This is a genomic window from Rhodoplanes sp. (assembly GCF_013377085.1).
In the GTDB taxonomy this organism is placed as follows: Bacteria; Pseudomonadota; Alphaproteobacteria; order Rhizobiales; family Xanthobacteraceae; genus Rhodoplanes.
This window is the reverse complement of record NZ_JACAAX010000014.1, coordinates 41389-62837: the sequence shown is the minus strand read 5'-3', so window position 1 is coordinate 62837 and position 21449 is coordinate 41389. Positions and strand designations below refer to the sequence as shown.

Below are 21449 nucleotides of genomic sequence, written 5' to 3'. Positions count from 1 at the left end.
CCCGCCGGGCGGCCCGGCGGGACGGTCGGTCGGCGGTTCAGTTGGCGGTGCCGTTGCCGCCCATCAGGGTGCGAATCGTCTCGGCGATCGCCGAGGGTCGGTAGGGCTTCTTGAGAAACACGCTGCCGGGCACCTGCGAGGCGCGCTCGACCGTGTAGCCGGTGGCGTAGATGACGGGCAGCGAGGGCTTCGACTCGCGCACCGTGGCGGCGAGGCGCCAGCCGTCCATCTCGCCGGGCAGGCGGATGTCGGTGAACAGCACGTCGACCGCCTGGCCGCTCTGGATGATCGACAGCGCCGCCTCGGCCGTGTCGGCCTCCAGCACGGCGAAACCCTGGTCGGTGAGCTCCTGGGAAATCATGTCCAGGACAAGCGGCTCGTCCTCGACGATGAGGACCGTGACGCCGCCGACGGCAGGTTGCTGACTCATGGATACGCCGGGGCGTTCGTGAGCAGTCCGGACGTGAAGCTGCGCGCATAGGCGGGCGCGGCGGCGATCTGGGCCCGGGGCAGGTAGAGCTTGACGGTGGTGCCCTGCCCCTGGCTGCTGTCGAGGACGGCGGTGCCGTCCGACTGGACGGCGAAACCGTAGGCCTGGCTGAGCCCGAGACCGGAGCCCTCACCCACCGGCTTGGTGGTGAAGAAGGGCTCGAACGCCCGGCTCGCGACCTCCTCGGCCATGCCGACACCGGTGTCGGCGACGGCGATCTCGATGTAGTCCCCTTCGGCCAGCCCAAGCTCCGCCACCAGGCCATCGCCGGCCGCGACATTACGGGTGGTCATGACCAGGTTCCCTCCCTCCGGCATGGCGTCGCGCGCATTGACGGCGAGATTGAGGATCGCGCTTTCCAGCGCGTCGGCATCGACCCTTGTAGGCCAGAGATCGAACATCAGGTTGCTGACCACCCGGATGTTGCCTCCGAGGGTCCGCCGCAGGGTATCGGCGAGATGCTCGAGCACATCATTGACGTTCATGACGTTGGGCGCAAGCGGCTGGCGGCAGCCGAAGGCGAGAAGGCGGTGGGTCAGCACCCCGGCGCGCTCGGCGCCGAGGGCCGCGCCGCGGATCGCCCGGGCGAGCTGGCGCGAGCCGTCCTGCGGCAGCAGCCGGCGGGCGCGCTCGAGATTGCCGATCACGGCGGTCATGAGGTTGTTGAAGTCGTGGGCGATGCCGGCGGTGAGCTGGCCGATCGCCTCCATCTTCTGCGCCTGGCGCAGCATGTCCTCGGCGCGGCGGCGCTCCTCGCGCTCGCATTCGAGGGCTTTCAGGGCGATGTCGCGCTCGCGGATCTGGATGCGCAGCGCCTCGACGGCACGGCGAAGCTCGCCGGCGGACGGCAGCCTCAGGGCTTTCGGCAGCAGCGGCCACAAGACGATGGCGGTGGCCAGCGAGGTCACGGCGGTGAGCGCCTTGACGACGCCTTCGGCGCCGAAATGCGGATACCAGACGGTCCAGATGTCGAGAAGATGCGAGGCGCCGCAGGCGACCAGGAAGATCGCGAACGCCCAGGCGACCCAGCCGAACACCAGGTCGGGCCGGCGCGAGACGAAGACCGCAAGGACAATGGGAATCGACAGGTAGGACACCGCGATGATCGCGTCGGAAACGACGTGAAGCGAGATCAGCTCGGGCCGCCACCCCATGCAGGCGCCGTGCGGGATCGCATCTCCCGTCTCCAACAGATTTTGCAGAATGGCCATCCACCGCCTCCCGAAACCAAGATATCCCCCGAAGGATCGCCGCCCCCGACGACATTCGGATGTAGCCCGGTCACGAGGGTCCCCACTCCTCGTGCGCCGGAATCCACCTACAAATTATGGCAAGGTTGAGCCAAAGGTCGGTATAGACACCGATTTCTGCTCCAGACCGAGAACGGTTTCACAGCGCCGGACGATCCCGGCACCGGCGCCTGGCGCCTGCGCGACACTCATCGGACACCCTTCACGCCGGCCGCCTCGAGGGCCGCGAGCGGATCGAACAAACGCGCATAAACACTCGGCATGACTTCGGAAAGATCCTCTGAGATCAACCCCGGTCCGACCTCGCAGGCCGCTTTTCCGTGGAGCCAGGTGGCCGCCGCGGCAGCCTCGAAGGCGCCCGCCCCCTGGGCGCACAGGCCGGTGACGATCCCGGTGAGAACGTCGCCGGCTCCCGCAGTCGCGAGATGGGCCGGGGCATTGGCGTTGATCGCAGCCCGCCCGTCAAGGTCCGCGATCGCGGTGTCGGCCCCTTTCAACAGGACCACGGCACCCGCACGACGCGCCGCAGCCCTTGCTTTTTCGAGTTTGGAAGCCCCCTCACGAACCTCGTCCAAGTGACCGAAAAGCCTCGAGAACTCACCCTCGTGCGGGGTCAGGATCGTGGCCGCCCCGCCACGCCCCCGCACCGCAGCGAACAATTCCTCGGGAGCGGCTGCAAAGCTGGTCAGCGCATCGGCGTCGAGCACCACGCTGCGCTGCCCAGCGAGCGCCGCGGCGACCAGGTCGCGAGTCGCAGGGCCGACGCCGAGCCCGGGTCCGAGCGCCACGGCGTTGAACCGGCGATCCTCCAGAAAGGCCGCGAGCGCCGCCGCCCCGTCGACGACCCGCACCATCACGGCGAGGTTGGCGGCGACATTGACGGCGAGCGCGTCGGAGGGCGACGCCAGCGTGACCAGCCCCGCCCCGGCCCGCAGCGCCGCCCGTGCGGAGAGCCGCGCCGCCCCGGTGGTGCTGGCCGATCCCGACACCACCACGGCATGGCCGCGGCTGTATTTGTGGCCGGCGAGGCTCGGCACCGGCACAATGCCGCGCACCATCGCCGGGCCGACCCGGACGCAACCCGGCCGCACCGTCTCCAGCACCGAGGCGGGAATCCCGATGTCGGCGACCGTCAGCCGCCCGCAATGCAGCCGGCCCGGCAGCAGCCAGTGCCCCGGTTTTGCGCGAAAGAACGTGACGCTCTCGGCGGCCTCGACGGCGGCGCCCATCACGGCGCCCGTGGTTCCGTTTATGCCGCTTGGCAGATCCACCGCGACCACGGTGGCGCCGCGTGCCCCGGCCGCATTCACGGCCTCGATCATCTGCTTCGCGAGGCCGTCGACCGGGCGGGCAAGCCCGGCCCCGAACAGGGCGTCGACGACGACATGCGCACCATCGAGCCGCTCCAGCGCCGCCGGGAAAGTCGGCCCGGTCCAGCGCCGCGCCGCCTCGGCGGCGTCGCCCTTCAAGGCCTCGACGGCGCCGACCAGCAGCAGCTCGACCCGGTATCGCCGCTCAGCCAAAAGGCGCGCCGCGACAAAGCCGTCGCCGCCATTGTTGCCGGGACCCGCCACCACGACCACCCGGCTGCCCGGCGGATCGCGCCGCGCCACCGCGTCGGCGACCGCCCGGCCCGCGTTCTCCATCAGGACGATGCCGGGCGTGCCGGCCGCGATCGTCAGGCGGTCGCACTCGCCCATCTCGGCCGTGGTGAGGAGCTCGTTGCGGACGGGGGGCATGACCGGCACACGATGACGGGGGATCGGTGAACCACCATAGACCGGCATAAGCCACTTCGTCATGACCGGTGACGAAATCGGCCGACGTCGCGCCCCCGAACGACTTAAATGCCGCAGCCTGCCATGATGCGAGGAATAGTTGCGTTGCGGCCACAGATCCCTGGAATTCCGGCCCAAACCCGGGATCGCCCACCCGGCGCGATTGCTGCGGCTAACCCGGACCGGTTACCTTCGACAACAACAACGGGTAACGACGAACCAGTTCCTCCCCCGGGACATGACACATGGCAGCGGCGCGGTCGCAGTGGACGTTTTCGCCTCGATCGCCCGCCGCCGGGGGCTGCGCCGGTCCCGGCGGGAGGCTGGTGCAGACATCGGCGTCGGTCGAGGCTGGGTCTTTGCATTTCGGCAAGGTCCCATCGGCCGCAGCGGCTTTGCCGGCCATCCTGCTCTGCGGGCTGGCCGTTGCGGCCGGTTTGACACTCGCGCCGGGGCCGGCCATGGCCGGCTGCGTCTCGGGCGTCGGGACCTTTCCCGACTCGGTGGCGCTGGCTGATTGCCAGGCGACCGCGGACGATCAGTTTTCGACGGCGGTTGGACGCGGCGCCGTCGCCACTGGACTCCGAGCCACGGCAATCGGCGACAGCGCCAACGCGAACGGCGGCTTCAGCACGGCGGTAGGATATCAAGCGACCGCTCTCTTCCTGGGCACGGCGGTCGGCGAGCGAGCGAACGCGACCGCCGGTGCCACGGCCCTCGGCGTGGGGGCCAATGCCAGCGGGGGCACCGCCGTCTCGGTCGGCTTCAACAGCTCGGCGAGTGGCAGCAGCGCCACGGCGATCGGCTCGACCGCCTCGGCGAGCGGGGACAATGCTGCGGCGTTCGGCATCAACGCGCAGGCGAGCGGCGTGTCCAGCCTGGCGGCCGGCAACGCCGCCCATGCCACCGCCGACGGCTCGACGGCGCTCGGAGCCAATTCCCAGGCGACCGCCACCAACGCGATGGCGCTCGGCAATGCCGCGCAGGCGACCGGCGTGTCGAGCTTCGCGGCCGGCGACGGCGCGCTGGCCTCCGCCACCGGCGCGGTGGCGATCGGACAGACCAGCCAGGCGACCGGCGTCAACGCCATCGCGATCGGCACCGGCGCGGTCGCCACAGGCTCGGTGGCGGTCGGCACGCTGGCGAGCGCCGGCAACGGCGGCGCCGCCTTCGGCGACAACACGGTGGCGACCGGATCGCTCTCCACCGCCATCGGCCCCGGCGCCCAGGCGACCTTCGCCAACTCCACAGCGATCGGCACCGGCGCCGTCACGACCCGGACCGACCAGATCGCGCTCGGCACCGGGACGTCCACCTACACGATGGCCGGCCTCGGCTCGGCCGCGAGCCTCGCGGCGCAGAGCGGCGCGACGCGCTTCGTCACCACCGACGCGGCCGGAAATCTGGCCACGGCGAGCTTCGGGCCGCAGGACATCACCGGCCTGCAGTCGAACGTCGCGACCCTCCAGCAGCAGGTCGGCGCCCTGCAGACCGATGTCCGACGGGGTTTCGAGGGCAGCGCCGTCGCGATCGCGCTCGGCGGCGGCGCCCTGCCCGAGGGCAAGCGGTTCGCCGTGTCGACCAATTGGGGCACGTTCCGGGGCGAGAACGCCGGCAGCGTGGTCGCCCATGTGCGGGTCAACGAGACGCTGGTGCTCAACGGCGGCATCGCGTCGGGATTTCAATATGGCGGCGTGGGTGGGCGGGTTGGTGCGACACTCGCCTGGTGAGCACGGGATGCAGCCCGGCCCGACGCGGCGAACCCCCGCGTTCGTCGGTTTCGTCGCAGCGGCATTGGCGATGGTGAGCGGCGCCGCGATGCTGTCCGGCGCCCTCGCCCAGCCGGCCGCCAAGCCGGCCCAGCCCGCGGCGACGCAGAGCGCGCCACGCCCGGCCCAGATCGACCGCAACGGCGTGCTGATCCTGGTCCGCTCGACGATCCTGGCCCTCGACCACGCCAACCGAACCGGCAACTACACGGTGCTGCGCGACCTCGCAGCACCCGGCTTCCAGGTCAACACCGCGGCGCGGCTCGCCGAAATCTTCGCCGACCAGCGGCGCGACAAGCTCGACCTCTCCGGCGTCGCGGTGATCGAGCCGCAGCTCAGCCTGCTGCCGCAGATCGAACAGAACGGCATGATGCGGCTCGCCGGCTTCTTCCCGTCGATTCCGAAGCAGGTCAATTTCGAGATGATCTTCGCCGCCGTCGACGGCCAGTGGCGGTTGTTCGGTCTGTCGGTCGCACTCGGCCAGACGTCGCCCGCCGCCCCGCAGGCCGCGCCCGCCGCGCCACCGGCCCCCGCCGCGAGCCCGGCCCCGCGGCCGGCTCCCGCCGCCCCGATGCGCTGAGCGAGCGAGCCGACCGGGAGGCCGGCCGTCCGACCCCGAAGTGTTCAGGCGCATGCCCGTGGGGCCGCCATGCGCGGGCCGCAGGTGGCCGTGATCCGCACGTCGATACCGCCTTCCGGCCTCGCAGCGGACTGGAGGCGTGCTTTGCGAGCAGGACTTGCCTCGTTTATAAGCAGGGCGCCCAAGGATTGGGCTCAGGCGTGGGGGCGAGTCCGGCCGGCTCCCGGGCCGTCGGTGTTAATGGCTTGGCGCGGCGGAAAAATAATGCGTTGCGGCAATTGGCATAGACCCTGCTATCGGGTGAGCGGGCCGGCTGGCATCGGCCTCCGGCGGGCCGGGGAGACGAGGTGAGATGAAGAAGATCGAGGCGATCATAAAGCCCTTCAAGCTCGATGAAGTGAAAGAAGGACTTCAGGAAGTCGGCCTCCAGGGGATCACCGTGACCGAGGCCAAGGGCTTCGGGCGGCAGAAGGGCCATACCGAGCTCTACCGGGGGGCCGAATACGTCGTCGACTTCCTTCCCAAGGTGAAGATCGAGGTTGTCCTGGCCGACGAGATGGTCGAGAAGGCGATCGACGCGATCCGTCGCGCTGCGCAGACCGGTCGCATCGGGGACGGCAAGATCTTCGTTTCCAATGTCGAGGAGGTCATCCGGATCCGCACCGGAGAGACCGGAGTCGACGCCATCTGAACCACCGCGGGTTGGCCGAACTCCCGGGTTGGACAATCGTAATTCTCGCAAAGCAAAGGACGCATCTATGACGACGGCCAAAGACGTGCTGAAGCTGATCAAGGATAATGACGTAAAGTACTGCGATCTGCGCTTCACCGATCCGCGCGGCAAGTGGCAGCACGTCACCATGGACATCTCGCAGATCGAGGAGGAGACCTTCTCCGAGGGCGTGATGTTCGACGGGTCCTCGATCGCCGGCTGGAAGGCGATCCACGAATCCGACATGTGCCTGATGCCCGACCCGTCGACGGCGACGATCGACCCGTTCTTCGCCGAGACCACGGTGGTCCTGGTCTGCGACGTGCTCGAGCCGACCACCGGCGAGCCCTACAATCGCGATCCGCGCGGCATGGCCAAGAAGGCCGAGGCGCTGGTCAAGTCGATGGGCATCGGCGACACCATCTCGTTCGGACCCGAGGCCGAGTTCTTCGTGTTCGACGACGTCAAGTTCTCGGCCGACCCCTACAACACCGGCTTCAAGCTCGATTCGATCGAGCTGCCGATCAACGGCGCGACCGACTACGAGGGCGGCAATCTCGGCCACCGGATCGGCTTCAAGAAGGGCTACTTCCCGGTGCCGCCGCAGGACTCCGCGCAGGACATGCGCTCGGAGATGCTGGCCGCCATGGCCAAGATGGGCTGCAAGGTCGAGAAGCACCACCACGAGGTGGCGTCGGCCCAGCACGAGCTCGGCCTCAAGTTCGCGCCCATGACATTCATGGCCGACCAGCTCATGATCTACAAGTATTGCATCCACATGGTCGCCAACATCTACGGCAAGACGGCGACCTTCATGCCGAAGCCGATCTACGGCGACAACGGCTCGGGCATGCACTGCCACCAGTCGATCTGGAAGGACGGCAAGCCGGTGTTCGCCGGCAACAAGTACGCCGACCTCTCGGAGACCTGCCTGTCCTACATCGCCGGCATCATCAAGCACGCCAAGGCGATCAACGCCTTCACCAACCCGACCACCAACTCCTACAAGCGGCTGGTCCCGGGCTTCGAGGCGCCGGTGCTGCTCGCCTACTCGGCGCGCAACCGCTCGGCCTCGTGCCGCATCCCCTACACCACCAACCCGAAGGCCAAGCGCGTCGAGGTCCGCTTCCCGGATCCGCTGGCGAACCCGTATCTGGCCTTCGCGGCGATGTGCATGGCCGGCCTCGACGGCGTGAAGAACAAGCTCGATCCCGGCCCGGCGATGGACAAGGACCTCTACGACCTGCCGAAGGCCGAGCTCAAGCAGATCCCGACGGTGTGCGGCAGCCTGCGCGAGGCGCTCGAGTGCCTCGACAAGGACCGCGCCTTCCTGAAGGCCGGCGGCGTCTTCGACGACGACTTCATCGACGCCTATATCGAGCTGAAGATGGGCGAGGTGATCCGCTTCGAGCACACCCCGCATCCGGTCGAGTTCGAGATGTACTACTCCGGCTGACGCCGGCTCGTCCGCGATCGTCAATCACGATCCGACTTTGGGGCGCCCTTCGGGGCGCCCCTTTTTGTTGGTCCGCCGACGCCGCGCCGACGAACCGTCGCCCCGGCGGATAGTGCACCGCAGGCCCACCGGGCAACAAGGAATTAACCAAAACGCATTATACTGAGGTCTGAGACATGGCCGATTCGAGCGCAAGTCGAGCGCTCGGCCGACCTGAGATCGCTGACGACGCGCGACGACCGAGTGCCGGGCTCTGCGTGGCAGCGCCGGCACCGCAACCACAGAACGTGGTGACAACATGAGTACGATCTCGACCTCGACCACCGGCGATGGTCCGGGTTCGCTTGCGCGAACCGGCTCGTCCGCTTCGCCGACCTCCAGCCCGACGTCCTCGACCACAAGGTCCGCGACCACGACTTCCGCGGCGACGAGCGGCCATGGCCCTGCCGTGGTGGTCGATCTCTCCGACACCGCAATGGTTGCGGCCCAGGGCGCCGGATCCGCCGCGCTGGCATCGCTCGATCTGCCGAAATCGTTCGACGAGCTGCTTTTGCGCCGCACCGAGGCCCTCGCGCAGAAGCTCACCCAAAACTTCGCCGACGCCGGCATCGATGTCGACAGCAAGATCGCGCTGCAGGTCGACAGTTCCGGCCGGATCCGCACCGACGGGCCGCAGAAGGAACGGATCGAGCAGTTCTTCCGCGACAATCCGGAGATCGCCAAGGAAGTCCGCGACGTCGCCTCGCTCAACACGATGAAGGCGGCCGCGGAGGCCCTGCGCCGCTACAACGAGGAAATGAAGTCCGCCCACGACAAGGATTCCCAGTCCGCGGTGCGGGACCGCTACACGACGCGCAGCCTCCGCATCCAGGAGCTGTCGGGCTCCCTCACCCTGGAGGATGGCAAGCTGACCTCCGCGGCCGTCGAATACGCGGACTCGCTGTCGCCGGCGGACGACAAAGCCCGATCCCGGAACCAGACCGACGTGCTGACCTGACATCCAATCCGGCTGATCTATTCGGTCGTCATTGCTGACGGAGAAAAGGTGGGTCACGGCGTCATGCGCCTGACCCACCCCACGACGCCGAAGCTGTCGTCGCCGTCAGCTCCGCAGGAACTCCAGCATGTCCTTGTCGAGCTGGTCCTTGTGCGTATCCCCGAGCCCGTGCGGGGCGCCGGGATAGACCTTCAGGATCGCGTGCGGCACGAGCGTCTTGGAAGCACGGCCGGCGGCGTCGATCGGCACGATCTGGTCGTCGTCGCCGTGAACGATCAGGGTCGGCTTGTCGAACTTCTTCAGGTCCTCGGTGAAGTCGGTCGCCGAGAACGCCGCGATCGAGTCGTAGGCGTTCTTGTGGCCGGCCTGCATGCCCTGCAGCCAGAACGAGTCGATCATGCCCTGCGAGACCTTGGCGCCCGGCCGGTTGAAGCCGAAGAACGGGCCCGAGGCGATGTCCTTGTAGAGCTGCGAGCGGTCGGCGAGCGCGCCCGCCCGGATGCCGTCGAACACCTCGATCGGCAGGCCGCCGGGGTTCTTGTCGGTCTTCAGCATCAGCGGCGGCACGGCGGAGATCAGGCCGAGCTTCGCCACCCGCCCGGTGCCGTGGCGGCCGACATAGCGGGCGACCTCACCGCCTCCGGTCGAGAAGCCGAACAGCGAGACGTCGCGCAGATCCAGCGCCTCGATCACCTGGGCCAGATCGTCGGCATAGTGGTCCATATCGTTGCCGTCCCAGGGTTGGCTGGAACGGCCGTGGCCGCGGCGGTCATGGGCGACCACCCGGAAGCCGTTGGACGCGAGATGGAAGGCCTGGGACTCCCAGGAGTCCGAGGACAGCGGCCAGCCATGGCTGAGCACGACCGCGGGGCCCTTGCCCCAGTCCTTGAAATAGATGTCGACGCCGTCGCGGGTGGTGATGGTGGAGGCGGTCTTGGTCACGGGGGCGACTCCTGTGTAGGGCTGATGCCTATCGTGCGATTATATCGCACGCGATATAAATGCCGAGAGCCGGGACTAAAGTCAAGCGCTTGCGATCCAATCGCACGCAATCTATATCGTCACTTCCGAGTGAGGCTACCGCCATGCCCGCCCCGAAAGATCTCCGGACCCGAAAAGACCCGGGCGCCGCCGCCGACACGGCCGCCATGGACCACGCGCTGGGACGCGACGAGTTCCTGTGCTTCGCACTCTATTCGACCAGCCATGCCTTCGGGCGCGTCTACAAGCCGCTGCTCGACCCGCTCGGCCTGACCTATCCGCAGTACCTGGTGCTGGTTCTACTCTGGGACCATGACGACCAGACGGTGGGAAACCTCGGCGACAAGCTCTTTCTCGAGTCGAGCACGCTCACGCCGCTGCTCAAGCGCATGGAGGCGGCCGGCCACGTGACGCGGCGGCGCGATCCGGCCGACGAGCGCCAGGTGCGGGTGCGCCTCACACCGGCCGGTCGGGCGTTGCGCAGCAAGGCGGCGCGCATTCCGCGCGGCATCGCCGAGGCATCCGGCCTCTCGCTCGACGACGCGCGCCGCCTGCAGGCGGAGATCACGGCGCTGCGCACCTCGCTCGACCGCCATCTCGCCGGCTGAGACGGGCGCACGGTCGGGCGGTCTCGCCCGGCGCGACGTTGTTGCCGGGATATCCGCCGATACGTCATCATCGTCACGAGACTGTCATGTGGGCGCCGTACCACGCGGGCGGCACCCACGGACATCGGAGGTCTTCATGGCTCGGTCGCTCGCGCCTCGCGCCGCGCTTTTCGTCGTCTCGACGCTCGCCCTGACCGTCGCGGCTCTGCCGGCGGCCGCCCAGACCATCTATCCGATCGACCGGGCCGAGATCCTGGCGGGCTCGAAATTCGATCTCAAGGTCGAGTTCCCGGGCGCCCCGGCGGCCGGGGCCGCCAAGGTGACGATCAACGGGCAGGACGCGGCGGCCGTGCTCGGCAAGCCGGTGGCGTTCCAGGAGCGCGAGGACGGCCAAGGCCACTCGGCCTTCTGGGTGCGCGACGCCGTGATCACCAAGCCGGGCCGCTACACGGTCGAGGCCACGGCCGGCGACCGCAAGGCGAGCGTCACCTGGGAGGTGTTCGACACCCAGGCGGGCGGCAAGGCCAAGAACGTCATCCTGTTCATCGGCGACGGCCTCACCGTCGCGCACCGCACCGCCGCCCGCATCCTCGCCAAGGGGCTGAAGGAAGGCAAATACGGCGGCGAGCTCGCCATCGACGACATGCCGGCCATGGCGCTGGTGTCGACCTCCGGTATGGACGCGGTCGTCACAGACTCGGCCAACGCCATGAGCGCCTACACGACCGGCCACAAGTCCTGCGTCAACGCGATGGGCGTGTACTGCTCGCTCAGCAAGGGCAACCTCGCCCACCCGAAGGTCGAGACGATCTCGGAGATCGTCAAGCGCTCGCGCGGCATGGCGGTCGGCGTCGTCACCAACACCGAGATCGAGGACGCGACCCCGGCCGGCATGGTGGCGCACACGCGCCGCCGCGCCGACTACAACGACATCGTCGACATGTTCTGGGCCGTGAAGCCCGACGTGATCATGGGTGGCGGCTCGCCCAACTTCCTCGCCAAGTCGACGCCGGGCTCGAAGCGCACCGACGACACCGACTACATCAAGAGGTTCGAGGAGACGGGCTGGAAGTTCGTCTCGACCAGGACCGAGCTCGACGCCGCCAAGGGCGCGCAAAAGCTGCTCGGCCTGTTCCACACCGGCAATCTCGACGGGGCGCTGGACCGCTTCGTCCTCAAGAAGGGCACGGTGGACAAGTTCCCCGACCAGCCCGACCTCACCGACCAGGTGCGCGCCGCCCTCGACGTGCTGTCGAAGAACGACAAGGGTTTTGTGCTGATGGTCGAGTCCGGCCGCATCGACAAGTACAGCCACTCGCTCGACTGGGAACGCGCCGTCTACGACACCATCATGCTCGACAACGCCGTAAAGATCGCCAAGGATTTTGCCGCGCCGCGCAACGACACCCTGATCGTCGTGGTCGGCGACCACGCGCATGGGGTGTCGATCATCGGCACCTACGACGACGAGCGGCCCGGCCAGCGGCTACGCGACAAGCTCGGCGTCTACGAGCAGTCGATCGTGCCGAACTATCCGGCCGCCAATGCAGCCGGCTATCCCGACAAGGTCGACGTGTCGCGCCGCCTCGCCTTCATGTTCGGCTCCTATCCGGACTGGTGCGAGACCGGCCACCCTTATTTGTCCGGCGAGAACGTGCCGGCGGTCGCCGGCCCCAACAAGGATTTCATCGCCAACGAGGCCTATTGCAACGTGCCGGGCGCGGCCCGTCGCGAAGGCAACCTGCCGCAGAGCGCGCCGCAGGGCGTGCACTCGGCCGACGACGTGGTGCTGACCGCCACCGGCCCGGGCTCCGAGCTGTTCCGTGGCCGTATCGACAACACCCGCGTCTTCCGCATCATGGCGACGGCGCTCGGGCTGTCGCCCGGCAACGGCGAGTGAGGTCTGCAATACCACCTGACGAGCGGACATTGAGCACCCAACCTTCACCTCCCCCTGGGTGTCGCGGCTTTGCCGCGACGGGGAGGTCGGCGGACGAAGTCCGCCGGGAGGGGATGATCGGCGAAGCCGACGCTTGGGGCTTCACCCCACCCCGGTGCGCGCTGTCGCGCGCTCCGACCCTCCCCCTCCAGGGGAGGGTGTTTCAGTGCGACCGCTCTCTCACCCGCCGCAGCGCCTTACTCTCCCTCCCTGCCCTCGCCCTCCTCTCCCGCCCTGCCCACGCGGTCGAGCCGGTGCCGCTGTTGTTCGAGCAGCTCTACAAGAGCATGGGCGTGCGCGGCCTGGTCTTCTCCGACATGGTGCAGGCGCTGAAAGGCCAGCCGGTGGCGATGCGTGGCTACATGGCGCCGCCGCTCAAGCCGGAGAGCCGCTTCTTCGTCCTCACCCGCGAGCCGATGGCGCTCTGCCCGTTCTGCCAGTCGGACGCCGACTGGCCGGCCGACATCGTCGTCGTCTATCTCGACCGCACGACACCGCTTTTGGGCGGCGGCGAGGCCGTGGTGGTGCGCGGGCGCCTGGAGGTCGGCTCGGCCACCGATCTCGAGACCGGCTTCGTCAGCCAATTGCGGATCGTCGATGCCGTTTTCCGCCACGCCTGAGCGCGCCGCCGCGGCGGCGCTGCGTCTCGCCCGTGTCGGGGTCGACCGCCGCGAGCGCGGCCGCCCGGCCGGCGCCATCCTGGACGACATCGACCTCGTGCTGGCGGCCGGCGAGACGGTCGCCGTCACGGGCCCGTCGGGCGCCGGCAAGACGACGCTGCTGCATGCCGTCGCCGCCCTGCTGCGGCCCGACCGCGGCACGGTGAGCTGGGGCGACACCGACGTCTCGGCCTGGCCGGAGCGCCAGCGCGACCGCTGGCGGCGCGACACGGTCGGCCTGGTGTTCCAGGATTTCGCCCTCGTCCCCGAGCTCGGCGTGATCGAGAACATTTTGCTGCCGCTGCGCTTCGACGGTTTTCGCCTGCCCGCCGAGGCGCGCCGGCGGGCCGAGGCCCTCGCGGCCCGGGTCGGCATCGAGATGCTCGCGCCACGAACCGCGGCGCTGTCGCGCGGCGAGCAGCAGCGGGTCGCCGTCGCCCGCGCCCTGATCCGCCGGCCGGCCCTGCTGCTCGCCGACGAGCCGACCGCCAGCCTCGATGCCGCGACCGGCGCCCGTGTCGCCGACCTCCTGCTCGACGCCGCCCGCGAAACCGGCGCCAGCCTGCTGATCGTCAGCCACGATCCCGCCCTGCTCGCCCGAGCCGACCGGGTGCACCGGCTGGTGGCCGGACGGCTCGTCGCAGAACCGCTCGTGGCGGAGGCTGCGCCGTGAACCCCTTTCCGGTCGTCCGCGCCGACCTCCGCTCGCTGCGCTGGATCGCCTTGATCGCCCCCCTGCTGGTCGCCGTTGCCGTGTCGGTCGGCGTTGCGCTCAGCGCCCAGGAGCGCGCGCTGCGGCAGGCGGGCACCCAGGCCGCGGCCGATTTCGATCTGCTGATCGGCGCGCCCGGCAGCCAGACTCAGCTCGTCCTCACCGCGATCTATCTGCAGCCCGAGGCCCTGCCGCTGATCGACGGCGCCGTGCTGGCCGCCCTCGCCCGGGATCCGCGGGTGAAGGCGGCGGCGCCGATCGCCTTCGGCGATATGTTTCGCGGTTTTCCGATTATCGGCACCACGGCGGACTTTGCCACGCGCTTCGGCCGGCTGGCGCCCACCGAGGGCCGCGTCTTCGCCCGCGAGGGCGAGGCCGTCGTCGGCGCCGACGTCACGCTCGCGCTCGGCGACGCGGTCGCGCCGTCGCATGCCCATGCGGGCCAGAAGAGTCCGTTCGGCGTCGAGGCGCCCGACGAGGCGGCGCACCGCCATGCCGGCGTGCACTACACCGTGGTGGGCCGGCTGCCGCGGCTGGGCTCGCCCTATGACCGCGCCGTGCTGGTGCCGATCGAGAGCGTGTGGGAGACCCACGGGCTCGGCAACGGCCACGCCGCCGAGGGGCCGATCGGGCCGCCCTTCGACGCTGCGACAGTGCCGGGCGTGCCGGCCGTGGCGGTGAAGCCGAACGCCGTCGCCGACGCCTATGTGTTGCGCGCAAGATACCGGCAGGGCGGCACCATGGCGTTCTTCCCGGCCGAGGTTCTCGTCTCCGTCTACCGCACGCTCGGCGACGTGCGCGATCTGATGGTGATCGCCGCCGTGCTCAACGACGTGGTGGTGTTCGCCGCGATCGCGATCCTGCTCTTGGCGCTCGCCGGCCTGCGGCGGCGCCGCTACGCCGTGCTGCGGGCGCTCGGCGCCTCGCGGCTCTACGTCCTCGCGACCGTGTGGCTCGGCGCCGCCGTCATCCTCGCGGCCGGCTGCGCCGCCGGGCTCGTGCTGGCCCAGCTCACCGTCTGGATCGTCGGCGCCCTGGTCGAGGCCCGCACCGGACTGTCGCTGTCGCCGTCGATCGCGACCGCCGACGTGCTGCCGCTGCTCGCCCTGCTCGGCGCCGGCAGCCTGCTGGCGCTGCTGCCGGCGCTCGCCGCCTTCCGCATCCCGGTCGCCGACACGCTGCGGCAAAGCTGAATGCCGGCCCCTGTGCGGACCGGCATTCGCCACTCGGGCATCGTCTGTGCTGAGAAGAATCAGGCCACGGCGCTGCCGAGCTGTGGATCGTCGTCGGCATGCGCGCTCCACAGGATCGCGGCATGCGCCTCTTCCCAGGCGGCGGCATCGGCCTGCGAGGTGCCGAGACCGATGCCGGTGACCACCACGGGCGGCATCTCCGGCACGGTCTCGGCGGCCGCCAGCCCGGCCTCGCCCGGCAGCGCGCGGATCACGCGGTTGCGCCCGAGCGCCTTGGCCCGATAGAGCGCCGCGTCGGCCTCCATCAGCAGCACCGAGACGTCGCCCGACGGATCGCCCGCCGCCACGCCGACGCTGACGGTCGCGCCGATCGCATGGGTGCCGACCTGCCGCCCGGCCTCCTCGAAGGCGTTGCGGACGCGCTCGGCCGCGATCGCCGCCTCGTCGACGCTGCCCGGCAGCAGCACCACGAACTCCTCGCCGCCGAACCGCGCGACCAGGTCGGTCGCCCGCAGGCTGGTGGAGATGACCGAGGCGAACTGCTTCAGCACCTCGTCGCCGACGAAATGGCCGTGGCGGTCGTTGATCGCCTTGAAGTGGTCGAGGTCGAACACCAGCGCGGCGAGCGGCTCGCGCTTGCGCATCTGGGCCGCCTTGAGCTGCGGCGCCCCTTCGAAGAAGGCGCGGCGGTTGTAGAGGCCGGTGAGCGGGTCCGTCGAGGCGGCACTGCGTTGCAGCCGCAACACCTGGTCCTTGCTCAGCGTCATCACGATGAAGGCGGTGCCGACGATGTAGAGGATCGCCTCCAGCGCGAACACGGCGAACCAGCCGGTGGCGAGGCTGAGCATGCCGTTCTCGTCGGGGATCAGGCTGGCGAGCGGAACCGGCGCCAGAAACACGATGCCGTGCAGCAGCGGCACGAACAGGGCCGGCCAGCGCTGGATCAGCGCCTTGCGGCGCTCGCGCCACAGCTCGAAGGCGGTCAGGAACGCATAGATCGAGATGATGACCGAGCTGGCGATCACACGATGCGACGCCGCCGCCATCAGGTCCGGAAAGGCGCTCGCCAGCAGCCAGGCGAAACCGCCGGCCGACATCGCGACCCACAGGACCGGACGGCCGTGGAACACCCGCGCCGCGCTCCAGATCAACCCGCATGCGAGGTAAAGGAGCGCGTTCGGCAGCCCGGACGGCAACGGCAGGCCGCTCCCCTCGAGGCTCCACAACGCAACCGAGAACCCGCCCAGCAGATAGGCCGCACCCCACCAGGCCAGCGCCCGGATCCGCTCCTGGCGCCAGACGCTGAGCAGGAACAGGCCGAGCAGCGAGCTGATGCAGGTGGCGATCACGAACAGCGTCGAGACGTCGAGGGCGATCGTCGCTGTAGGATAATGCGTGACCATGACGGGCTCCGATGGCCGGTGAACACTGCGACTGTAACGCTGTCGCGGTGCACCGACGAGCAGAGCTTGGGGAGACGCTTTGCGGGCTCCTGAACAAGATAGGCGGGTTTTCTCGGTGAAATTCCTCGCAACATGGGAAGAATGCGTCGAAATCACCGCACAAAGCTTAGGCGTGCTCGTTTCTACTGTTCTGTCCGTGGGTTGCGAGTGTCGCCGGGGCAGACCTCCGGGCCGCCCGCGGACCACGCGCGCGCCGGGGAGCCGAACGACGCCAAGCCGTCCGTTTCGGATTAACCCAGACGGGGGTGCCAGCACACCACCGTCGACGGCGTCGATGGCGTTCGTCTTGGCAAAATCGGTGTTGTTCGCTGCGAATTGGCTCTGCTTCGTGTGTTCGCCAGATACACTACAGAAACAATTACGGTGCCGCGGTTTTACTTAGCGTCAATACGGTGGTGCGATCGTAGAGGCCATCGAATCGAAGCTGGCCTGCCGCATGCGCGACATCCCAGGCAGCAAGGACGAAATTCCATGAGTGTGGGTTCGGTGTCGTCGGCGTCCTCCAGCGCGCTGCTGCAGACGCTGTACAACAAGATCGACCAGGACCAGAGCGGCGGCATCACGCTGGACGAGCTCAAGTCCTCCTCGCAGACCATGCTGGGCAGCAGCACGTCCAGCACCGACGCCGCGACGCTGTTCACCAGCTCCGACACCAACAGCGACGGTCTCCTCTCGCAGTCGGAGGTGAAGACCGCCTTCGACAGTCTCTCCACCGACATGCGCAGCCAGCTCATCGGCGAGCAGGAATCCTCGACCGCCTCGACCGACACGCTGCAGGCGCTGACCAGCGCCGCGACGGCGACGGCGACCACCGACAGCTCGTCCGGCACATCGGCGGCGCCGCCCGCAGGCGGCGGCGGCGGAGGTGGTGGTGGTGGCGGCGGCGGCGGCGCAGGCGGAGCCGGCGGGGCCGGTGGCTCGTCGTCGTCGAGCGAGACCTACGAAGCGGCCGACACCAACAAGGACGGCGTCGTCAGCTCCGCCGAGCAGGCCGCCTACGATGCCGCGCATCCGGCCACGGCAACCGCGACCGACACGAGCACGTCGAGCTCATCCACATCGAGCGCCAGCGGCAGCACGACCAGCAACGTCACGAGCCTGGCAGCAGCGTAAACCGCGCCGGCGGGGGGCTGCCGCCGTCGACTGGCGATAGAGCAAACAAAAAGGGGGGCCGGAGCCCCCCTTTCGCATTCCGTCGACGCGACGCGCGATCAGCGCTTCGAGAACTGGAACGACCGACGCGCCTTCGCCCGGCCGTACTTCTTGCGCTCGACCACGCGCGAGTCGCGGGTGAGGAAGCCGCCGCGCTTGAGGATGCCGCGCAGGTCCGGCTCGTAGGCGGTCAGCGCCTTGGAGATGCCGTGGCGCACCGCGCCCGCCTGGCCCGACAGACCGCCGCCCGACACCGTGCAGATGATGTCGTACTGGCCGTTGCGGTTGGACGAGACGAGCGGCTGCTGGATCATCATGCGCAGCACCGGACGGGCGAAGTAGACCTCGACGTCCCGGCCGTTGATGACCACCTTGCCGGGGCCCGGCTTGATCCAGACGCGGGCGACCGCGTTCTTGCGCTTGCCGGTCGCGTAGGCGCGGCCCTGCTTGTCGATCTTCTGCTCGTATTTCGGCGCTTCCGGCGTGGCCGGCTTCAGGGCCGAGAGCTCTTCCAGCGACTGCATGGTCTCGGCCATGATCACGCGCTCCTTGCGTTCTTGCGGTTCAGAGCCGCGATGTCGACCTTCTCGGGTGTCTGGGCGGCGTGCGGATGCTCGGGGCCGCGGTAGACCCGCAGATTGCTGAGCTGCTGGCGCCCGAGCGGGCCGCGCGGCAGCATGCGCTCCACGGCCTTCTCCAGGATGCGCTCCGGAAAGCGTCCCTCCAGGATCGAGCGCGCCGAGCGCTCCTTGATGCCGCCGATGTAGCCGGTGTGCCGGTAGTACACCTTCTGCTGCACCTTGCGGCCCGTGAACACGACCTTCTCGGCGTTGACGATGATGACGTTGTCGCCGCAGTCGACATGGGGCGTGAAGGTCGGCTTGTGCTTGCCGCGCAACCGCATCGCGACGATCGCGGCGAGCCGGCCCACGACGAGGCCGGAGGCGTCGATCATCACCCACTTCTTGTCGACCTCGGCAGGCTTGGCCGAATAGCTCTTCATGGCGTCCTGTTCCGATGTGTCTGAAATCGGCGGGCGCCGAAAGGCCTCCACCGTGGCGGCGCTTCTAGCCTGCGGGACGGCCTCGCGTCAATCCGCAATGGCTGAAATTCGTCCTTTTAGATCAGCGGCTTATAAATATGGTATTTTGATACCTGTTCCGAACATGCTGCAGCGAAGCGGATCGTCGCGCCGCGCCGACGGGGGATCCGGACGGCTCGGCCCGCGTTGCCCTATCGGCAAGACCGCGGCGAGGTGCGTGACGGCGCCTCGGGAGTAAGCTTATCGTTCCAACCCGCCGACGGAGCAGGATGACCACCCGCGCGGGCATTGCGGAGCAAGGGTTTTCGAACTGGCGTCCGGGCCTTCCGGGGTCCGACGCCTGAGAGTATCGGACGGCCACACCACAGCGATCGTTGCGGGCGACCACCGCCGGCGCCCCGCAGCCCGCTGCGACCCGCACCCCGCTGCGATTGCAGCCAGGAGACCCGTGATGACGGCCGCTTCCACCCTCGCCTCCCCCACCCCCGCTCCGCAAGGCGCCGATGCTGCGCCGAGCGCAGCCGCGATCCTGCGCCGCGAGGACGCCGACGGCGTCGCCCTGGTGGTGCTGGACCGCCCAAAAGCCCGCAACGCCCTCTCCGACGACATGCTGGGCGCGCTCGCCGCGACCTTTGCCGCGATCGCCCAGGACCGCTCTGTTCGGGCCGTGGTGCTGGCGGCCGAAGGGCCGGTGTTCTGCGCCGGCCACGACCTCAAGGAGATGACCGGCCGCCGCGCCGACCCCGACCGCGGCCGCGCCTATTTCGCCGACCTGTTGGGGCGTTGCGCCGCCGTCATGCAGGCGATCGTCGCCCTGCCGCAGCCCGTGATCGCCGCCGTCCAGGGCACGGCCACGGCGGCCGGCTGCCAGCTCGTCGCCACCTGCGACCTCGCGGTCGCGGCCGACGACGCCCGCTTCTGCACGCCGGGCGTCAATATCGGGCTCTTCTGCTCCACCCCGATGGTGGCGCTGTCGCGCAACCTCGCCCGCAAGCACGCCATGGAGATGCTGCTGACCGGCGACCTGTTCGGCGCCGAGGACGCGCTGCGCTTCGGCCTGGTCAACCGGCTGGTCGACCCGGGCCAGGAGCGCGCCGTGGCGCTGGCGCTCGCCAAACAGATCGCGACGACGTCGGCGACGGCGATCCGCTTCGGCAAGCAGGCCTTCTACCGCCAGCTCGAGCTTCCGCTCGCCGACGCCTACCACTATGCAGCCGCCGTCATGACCGAGAACATGCTGGCACGCGACGCCGAGGAGGGCATCGGCGCCTTCGTGGAGAAGCGCCCGCCCCGCTGGGAGGATCAATGAGACCTCACGCCGCCCTCGCCAGGCTCACGCCGGTCCGCCTCGACGCGCGGCTGCTGCGCCGCATGGTGCTCGCCGGCACGGCCTGGGGCGTCGCCGCCCTCGCCAGCCTCACGGCGATCCGCACCTGGAGGTACGGCACCGTCTGTCTCGAAGCCGCCGCATTCGACGGACTAGTGACGGCCATGATCGGCACCGTGACGATCGGGCCGCTCGCCGCCGTCGGCCGTCGGGTCGATCGCCGCCGCAACTGATAACGAGGAGACGACCCATGCGGAGTTCCCTGCTCACCGCTTTCGCCCTCGCGCTTCTGCTCGCCCTCGGCGCCGCCCCGCAGGCTGCCCGCGCCCAGGCCGCCGACGATCAGCAGGCCTGCCAGTTCGACGCCCAGACCTATTGCCAGGAGGCGATCCCGGATCACGGCAAGGTCTTCCGCTGCCTGCAGCGCAACAAGGCGAGGATCAGCCAGGCCTGCCGCGCCGCCATCAGCCGTGGCCAAGCGCCCCGCCGCAACCGGCCGGGCTCGTCGTACTGAGGCTCACGGCCGGACGTCTTCCCAAACTGCGCGGGACGCTCTACGACCGGCCCAGCTCTTCTGCTCGTCATGCCCGGCCTCGTGCCGGGCATCCATGTCTTCGTCCGGGGCACGGGCGGCGCCGTGGATGGCCGGGACGAGCCCGGCCATGACCAGGCGAGCGATCTCGGACCTGGTCTCGAACCCGTCATGACTCACGACACGTACCCCGACTCCTACATCCGCGGCATCCTGGTCACGTGCCGGACCATTGCGATGGTCGGCGCCTCGGCGAAGGACAATCGGCCGAGCTTCTTCGCCTTCAAATATCTGCTCGAGCGCGGCTACCTGATGATCCCGGTGAATCCGGGCCTGGCCGGCCAAAAAATTCTCGGCCAGACCGTTTATGCGCGGCTCGCCGATATCCCCGAGCCGGTCGACATGGTCGACCTGTTCCGCAATGCGAGCGTCGCGCCGCAGGTGCTCGACGAGATGCTGGCGATGACGCCGCGGCCCGCCGTGCTGTGGATGCAGCTCGGCGTGCGCGACGATGCGACCGCGGCGCGGGCCGAGGCGGCCGGCATCAAGGTGGTGATGGACCGCTGCCCGAAGATCGAGTACGGCCGCCTCTCCTCCGAGATCGGCTGGATGGGCGTGAACTCCCGCACCCTCTCCTCGAAGCGGGCGCCGATGCCCCAGAAGGGCGTCCAGCGCCTGGCTCTCGGGCGCGTCACCACGGCCGGCGGCAGCATCGCCCGCGCCTCCGAGCCGGACGAGACGGGACGGCCCTGAGCGGCGCCCGCCGGCCTTGGGGCGCTCCCTGCCTGCAACGGCCCGGTGGGTCCGCG

The 21449-nt window shown here is 69.3% G+C and carries 22 protein-coding genes; 15 read left to right on the top strand and 7 right to left on the bottom strand.

Annotated features, from left to right (window positions below; all coding sequences use genetic code 11):
• Positions 1–37: 37 nt before the first annotated feature.
• The 3 genes from HXX10_RS12205 to HXX10_RS12195 form a co-directional block, all read right to left on the bottom strand.
• The gene (locus tag HXX10_RS12205; protein ID WP_296522518.1) at positions 38–430 is read right to left on the bottom strand and encodes a response regulator; all 393 of its coding nucleotides are present in this window, start codon (positions 428–430) and stop codon (positions 38–40) included.
• Positions 427–1701 carry an ATP-binding protein gene (locus HXX10_RS12200; RefSeq protein ID WP_296522517.1) on the bottom strand — a complete coding sequence of 425 codons (1275 nt, stop codon included), beginning with the start codon at positions 1699–1701 and terminating at the stop codon, positions 427–429. The genes HXX10_RS12205 and HXX10_RS12200 overlap by 4 nt, the downstream gene beginning before the upstream one ends.
• Before the next feature lie 227 nt (positions 1702–1928).
• The gene (locus HXX10_RS12195) at positions 1929–3479 is read right to left on the bottom strand and encodes an NAD(P)H-hydrate dehydratase (protein WP_296522516.1); all 1551 of its coding nucleotides are present in this window, start codon (positions 3477–3479) and stop codon (positions 1929–1931) included.
• 500 nt (positions 3480–3979) lie between these two features.
• Here HXX10_RS12195 and HXX10_RS12190 point away from each other — a divergent pair, with 500 nt between their 5' ends.
• The 5 genes from HXX10_RS12190 to HXX10_RS12170 all read left to right on the top strand — a co-directional run bounded on the left by HXX10_RS12190 (position 3980) and on the right by HXX10_RS12170 (position 9032).
• A complete protein-coding gene (locus HXX10_RS12190) occupies positions 3980–5248 on the top strand; it encodes a YadA-like family protein (RefSeq protein WP_296522514.1) in 1269 nt (422 codons plus the stop codon).
• 7 nt (positions 5249–5255) lie between these two features.
• The gene (locus tag HXX10_RS12185) at positions 5256–5867 is read left to right on the top strand and encodes a hypothetical protein (RefSeq protein ID WP_296522512.1); all 612 of its coding nucleotides are present in this window, start codon (positions 5256–5258) and stop codon (positions 5865–5867) included.
• A 352-nt stretch (positions 5868–6219) separates the two neighbouring features.
• Complete coding sequence (locus HXX10_RS12180) at positions 6220–6558, top strand: P-II family nitrogen regulator (RefSeq protein WP_296522510.1); 339 nt, start codon at positions 6220–6222, stop codon at positions 6556–6558.
• Positions 6559–6625: 67 nt separating this feature from the next.
• On the top strand, positions 6626–8035 hold the full coding sequence (glnA, locus tag HXX10_RS12175; protein WP_296522508.1) for a type I glutamate--ammonia ligase: 1410 nt from the start codon (positions 6626–6628) through the stop codon (positions 8033–8035).
• A 448-nt stretch (positions 8036–8483) separates the two neighbouring features.
• Positions 8484–9032 (top strand): hypothetical protein, encoded by a 549-nt coding sequence (locus tag HXX10_RS12170; RefSeq protein WP_296522506.1) that lies wholly within the window; start codon positions 8484–8486, stop codon positions 9030–9032.
• A gap of 105 nt (positions 9033–9137) precedes the next feature.
• Here the strand turns inward: HXX10_RS12170 and HXX10_RS12165 are convergent, their stop codons facing one another.
• A complete protein-coding gene (locus tag HXX10_RS12165; RefSeq protein WP_296522505.1) occupies positions 9138–9974 on the bottom strand; it encodes an alpha/beta hydrolase in 837 nt (278 codons plus the stop codon).
• Positions 9975–10180: 206 nt separating this feature from the next.
• Here HXX10_RS12165 and HXX10_RS12160 point away from each other — a divergent pair, with 206 nt between their 5' ends.
• The 5 genes from HXX10_RS12160 to HXX10_RS12140 all read left to right on the top strand — a co-directional run bounded on the left by HXX10_RS12160 (position 10181) and on the right by HXX10_RS12140 (position 15124).
• Positions 10181–10621: a MarR family winged helix-turn-helix transcriptional regulator gene (locus HXX10_RS12160; RefSeq protein ID WP_296522578.1), complete on the top strand. Its 441-nt coding sequence runs from the start codon at positions 10181–10183 to the stop codon at positions 10619–10621.
• A 136-nt stretch (positions 10622–10757) separates the two neighbouring features.
• On the top strand, positions 10758–12521 hold the full coding sequence (locus tag HXX10_RS12155) for an alkaline phosphatase (protein WP_296522504.1): 1764 nt from the start codon (positions 10758–10760) through the stop codon (positions 12519–12521).
• 293 nt (positions 12522–12814) lie between these two features.
• Complete coding sequence (locus HXX10_RS12150) at positions 12815–13180, top strand: hypothetical protein (protein WP_367141968.1); 366 nt, start codon at positions 12815–12817, stop codon at positions 13178–13180.
• Positions 13158–13892 (top strand): ABC transporter ATP-binding protein, encoded by a 735-nt coding sequence (locus HXX10_RS12145; RefSeq protein WP_296522503.1) that lies wholly within the window; start codon positions 13158–13160, stop codon positions 13890–13892. The genes HXX10_RS12150 and HXX10_RS12145 overlap by 23 nt, the downstream gene beginning before the upstream one ends.
• Positions 13889–15124, top strand: coding sequence for an FtsX-like permease family protein (locus HXX10_RS12140; protein ID WP_296522502.1), 1236 nt, complete (start codon positions 13889–13891; stop codon positions 15122–15124). Before HXX10_RS12145 ends, HXX10_RS12140 begins: the two co-directional genes overlap by 4 nt.
• Before the next feature lie 59 nt (positions 15125–15183).
• On the opposite strand, the gene HXX10_RS12135 is transcribed toward HXX10_RS12140, so the two are convergent.
• Positions 15184–16527, bottom strand: a complete 1344-nt coding sequence (locus HXX10_RS12135) for a diguanylate cyclase (protein WP_296522501.1) — start codon at positions 16525–16527, stop codon at positions 15184–15186.
• A gap of 531 nt (positions 16528–17058) precedes the next feature.
• Here HXX10_RS12135 and HXX10_RS12130 point away from each other — a divergent pair.
• Positions 17059–17700 carry an EF-hand domain-containing protein gene (locus HXX10_RS12130; protein WP_296522500.1) on the top strand — a complete coding sequence of 214 codons (642 nt, stop codon included), beginning with the start codon at positions 17059–17061 and terminating at the stop codon, positions 17698–17700.
• Positions 17701–17798: 98 nt separating this feature from the next.
• Here HXX10_RS12130 and rpsI read toward each other — a convergent pair whose 3' ends face one another.
• Positions 17799–18275: a 30S ribosomal protein S9 gene (gene rpsI, locus HXX10_RS12125; protein ID WP_296522499.1), complete on the bottom strand. Its 477-nt coding sequence runs from the start codon at positions 18273–18275 to the stop codon at positions 17799–17801.
• 2 nt (positions 18276–18277) lie between these two features.
• Positions 18278–18742 (bottom strand): 50S ribosomal protein L13, encoded by a 465-nt coding sequence (rplM, locus tag HXX10_RS12120; protein WP_296522498.1) that lies wholly within the window; start codon positions 18740–18742, stop codon positions 18278–18280.
• Positions 18743–19232: 490 nt separating this feature from the next.
• Here rplM and HXX10_RS12115 point away from each other — a divergent pair, with 490 nt between their 5' ends.
• From HXX10_RS12115 to HXX10_RS12100, 4 genes are all read left to right on the top strand, one after another.
• Positions 19233–20090 (top strand): enoyl-CoA hydratase, encoded by an 858-nt coding sequence (locus tag HXX10_RS12115; RefSeq protein WP_296522497.1) that lies wholly within the window; start codon positions 19233–19235, stop codon positions 20088–20090.
• Complete coding sequence (locus tag HXX10_RS12110; RefSeq protein ID WP_296522496.1) at positions 20087–20341, top strand: hypothetical protein; 255 nt, start codon at positions 20087–20089, stop codon at positions 20339–20341. The genes HXX10_RS12115 and HXX10_RS12110 overlap by 4 nt, the downstream gene beginning before the upstream one ends.
• Positions 20342–20358: 17 nt before the next feature.
• Positions 20359–20622 (top strand): hypothetical protein, encoded by a 264-nt coding sequence (locus HXX10_RS12105; protein ID WP_296522495.1) that lies wholly within the window; start codon positions 20359–20361, stop codon positions 20620–20622.
• A gap of 189 nt (positions 20623–20811) precedes the next feature.
• Positions 20812–21393, top strand: a complete 582-nt coding sequence (locus tag HXX10_RS12100; protein ID WP_296522494.1) for a CoA-binding protein — start codon at positions 20812–20814, stop codon at positions 21391–21393.
• The last annotated feature ends 56 nt before the right edge of the window (positions 21394–21449 follow it).

What these genes read in the sequence shown, in the direction of transcription:
- HXX10_RS12205 (WP_296522518.1), bottom strand. Translation starts at nt 430, where the DNA reads ATGAGTCAGCAACCTGCCGTCGGCGGCGTCACGGTCCTCATCGTCGAG.
- HXX10_RS12200 (WP_296522517.1), bottom strand. Translation starts at nt 1,701, where the DNA reads ATGGCCATTCTGCAAAATCTGTTGGAGACGGGAGATGCGATCCCGCAC.
- HXX10_RS12195 (WP_296522516.1), bottom strand. Translation starts at nt 3,479, where the DNA reads ATGCCCCCCGTCCGCAACGAGCTCCTCACCACGGCCGAGATGGGCGAG.
- HXX10_RS12190 (WP_296522514.1), top strand. Translation starts at nt 3,980, where the DNA reads ATGGCCGGCTGCGTCTCGGGCGTCGGGACCTTTCCCGACTCGGTGGCG.
- HXX10_RS12185 (WP_296522512.1), top strand. Translation starts at nt 5,256, where the DNA reads ATGCAGCCCGGCCCGACGCGGCGAACCCCCGCGTTCGTCGGTTTCGTC.
- HXX10_RS12180 (WP_296522510.1), top strand. Translation starts at nt 6,220, where the DNA reads ATGAAGAAGATCGAGGCGATCATAAAGCCCTTCAAGCTCGATGAAGTG.
- glnA (WP_296522508.1), top strand. Translation starts at nt 6,626, where the DNA reads ATGACGACGGCCAAAGACGTGCTGAAGCTGATCAAGGATAATGACGTA.
- HXX10_RS12160 (WP_296522578.1), top strand. Translation starts at nt 10,181, where the DNA reads ATGGACCACGCGCTGGGACGCGACGAGTTCCTGTGCTTCGCACTCTAT.
- HXX10_RS12155 (WP_296522504.1), top strand. Translation starts at nt 10,758, where the DNA reads ATGGCTCGGTCGCTCGCGCCTCGCGCCGCGCTTTTCGTCGTCTCGACG.
- HXX10_RS12145 (WP_296522503.1), top strand. Translation starts at nt 13,158, where the DNA reads ATGCCGTTTTCCGCCACGCCTGAGCGCGCCGCCGCGGCGGCGCTGCGT.
- HXX10_RS12135 (WP_296522501.1), bottom strand. Translation starts at nt 16,527, where the DNA reads ATGGTCACGCATTATCCTACAGCGACGATCGCCCTCGACGTCTCGACG.
- HXX10_RS12130 (WP_296522500.1), top strand. Translation starts at nt 17,059, where the DNA reads ATGAGTGTGGGTTCGGTGTCGTCGGCGTCCTCCAGCGCGCTGCTGCAG.
- rpsI (WP_296522499.1), bottom strand. Translation starts at nt 18,275, where the DNA reads ATGGCCGAGACCATGCAGTCGCTGGAAGAGCTCTCGGCCCTGAAGCCG.
- rplM (WP_296522498.1), bottom strand. Translation starts at nt 18,742, where the DNA reads ATGAAGAGCTATTCGGCCAAGCCTGCCGAGGTCGACAAGAAGTGGGTG.
- HXX10_RS12115 (WP_296522497.1), top strand. Translation starts at nt 19,233, where the DNA reads ATGACGGCCGCTTCCACCCTCGCCTCCCCCACCCCCGCTCCGCAAGGC.
- HXX10_RS12110 (WP_296522496.1), top strand. Translation starts at nt 20,087, where the DNA reads ATGAGACCTCACGCCGCCCTCGCCAGGCTCACGCCGGTCCGCCTCGAC.
- HXX10_RS12105 (WP_296522495.1), top strand. Translation starts at nt 20,359, where the DNA reads ATGCGGAGTTCCCTGCTCACCGCTTTCGCCCTCGCGCTTCTGCTCGCC.
- HXX10_RS12100 (WP_296522494.1), top strand. Translation starts at nt 20,812, where the DNA reads ATGACTCACGACACGTACCCCGACTCCTACATCCGCGGCATCCTGGTC.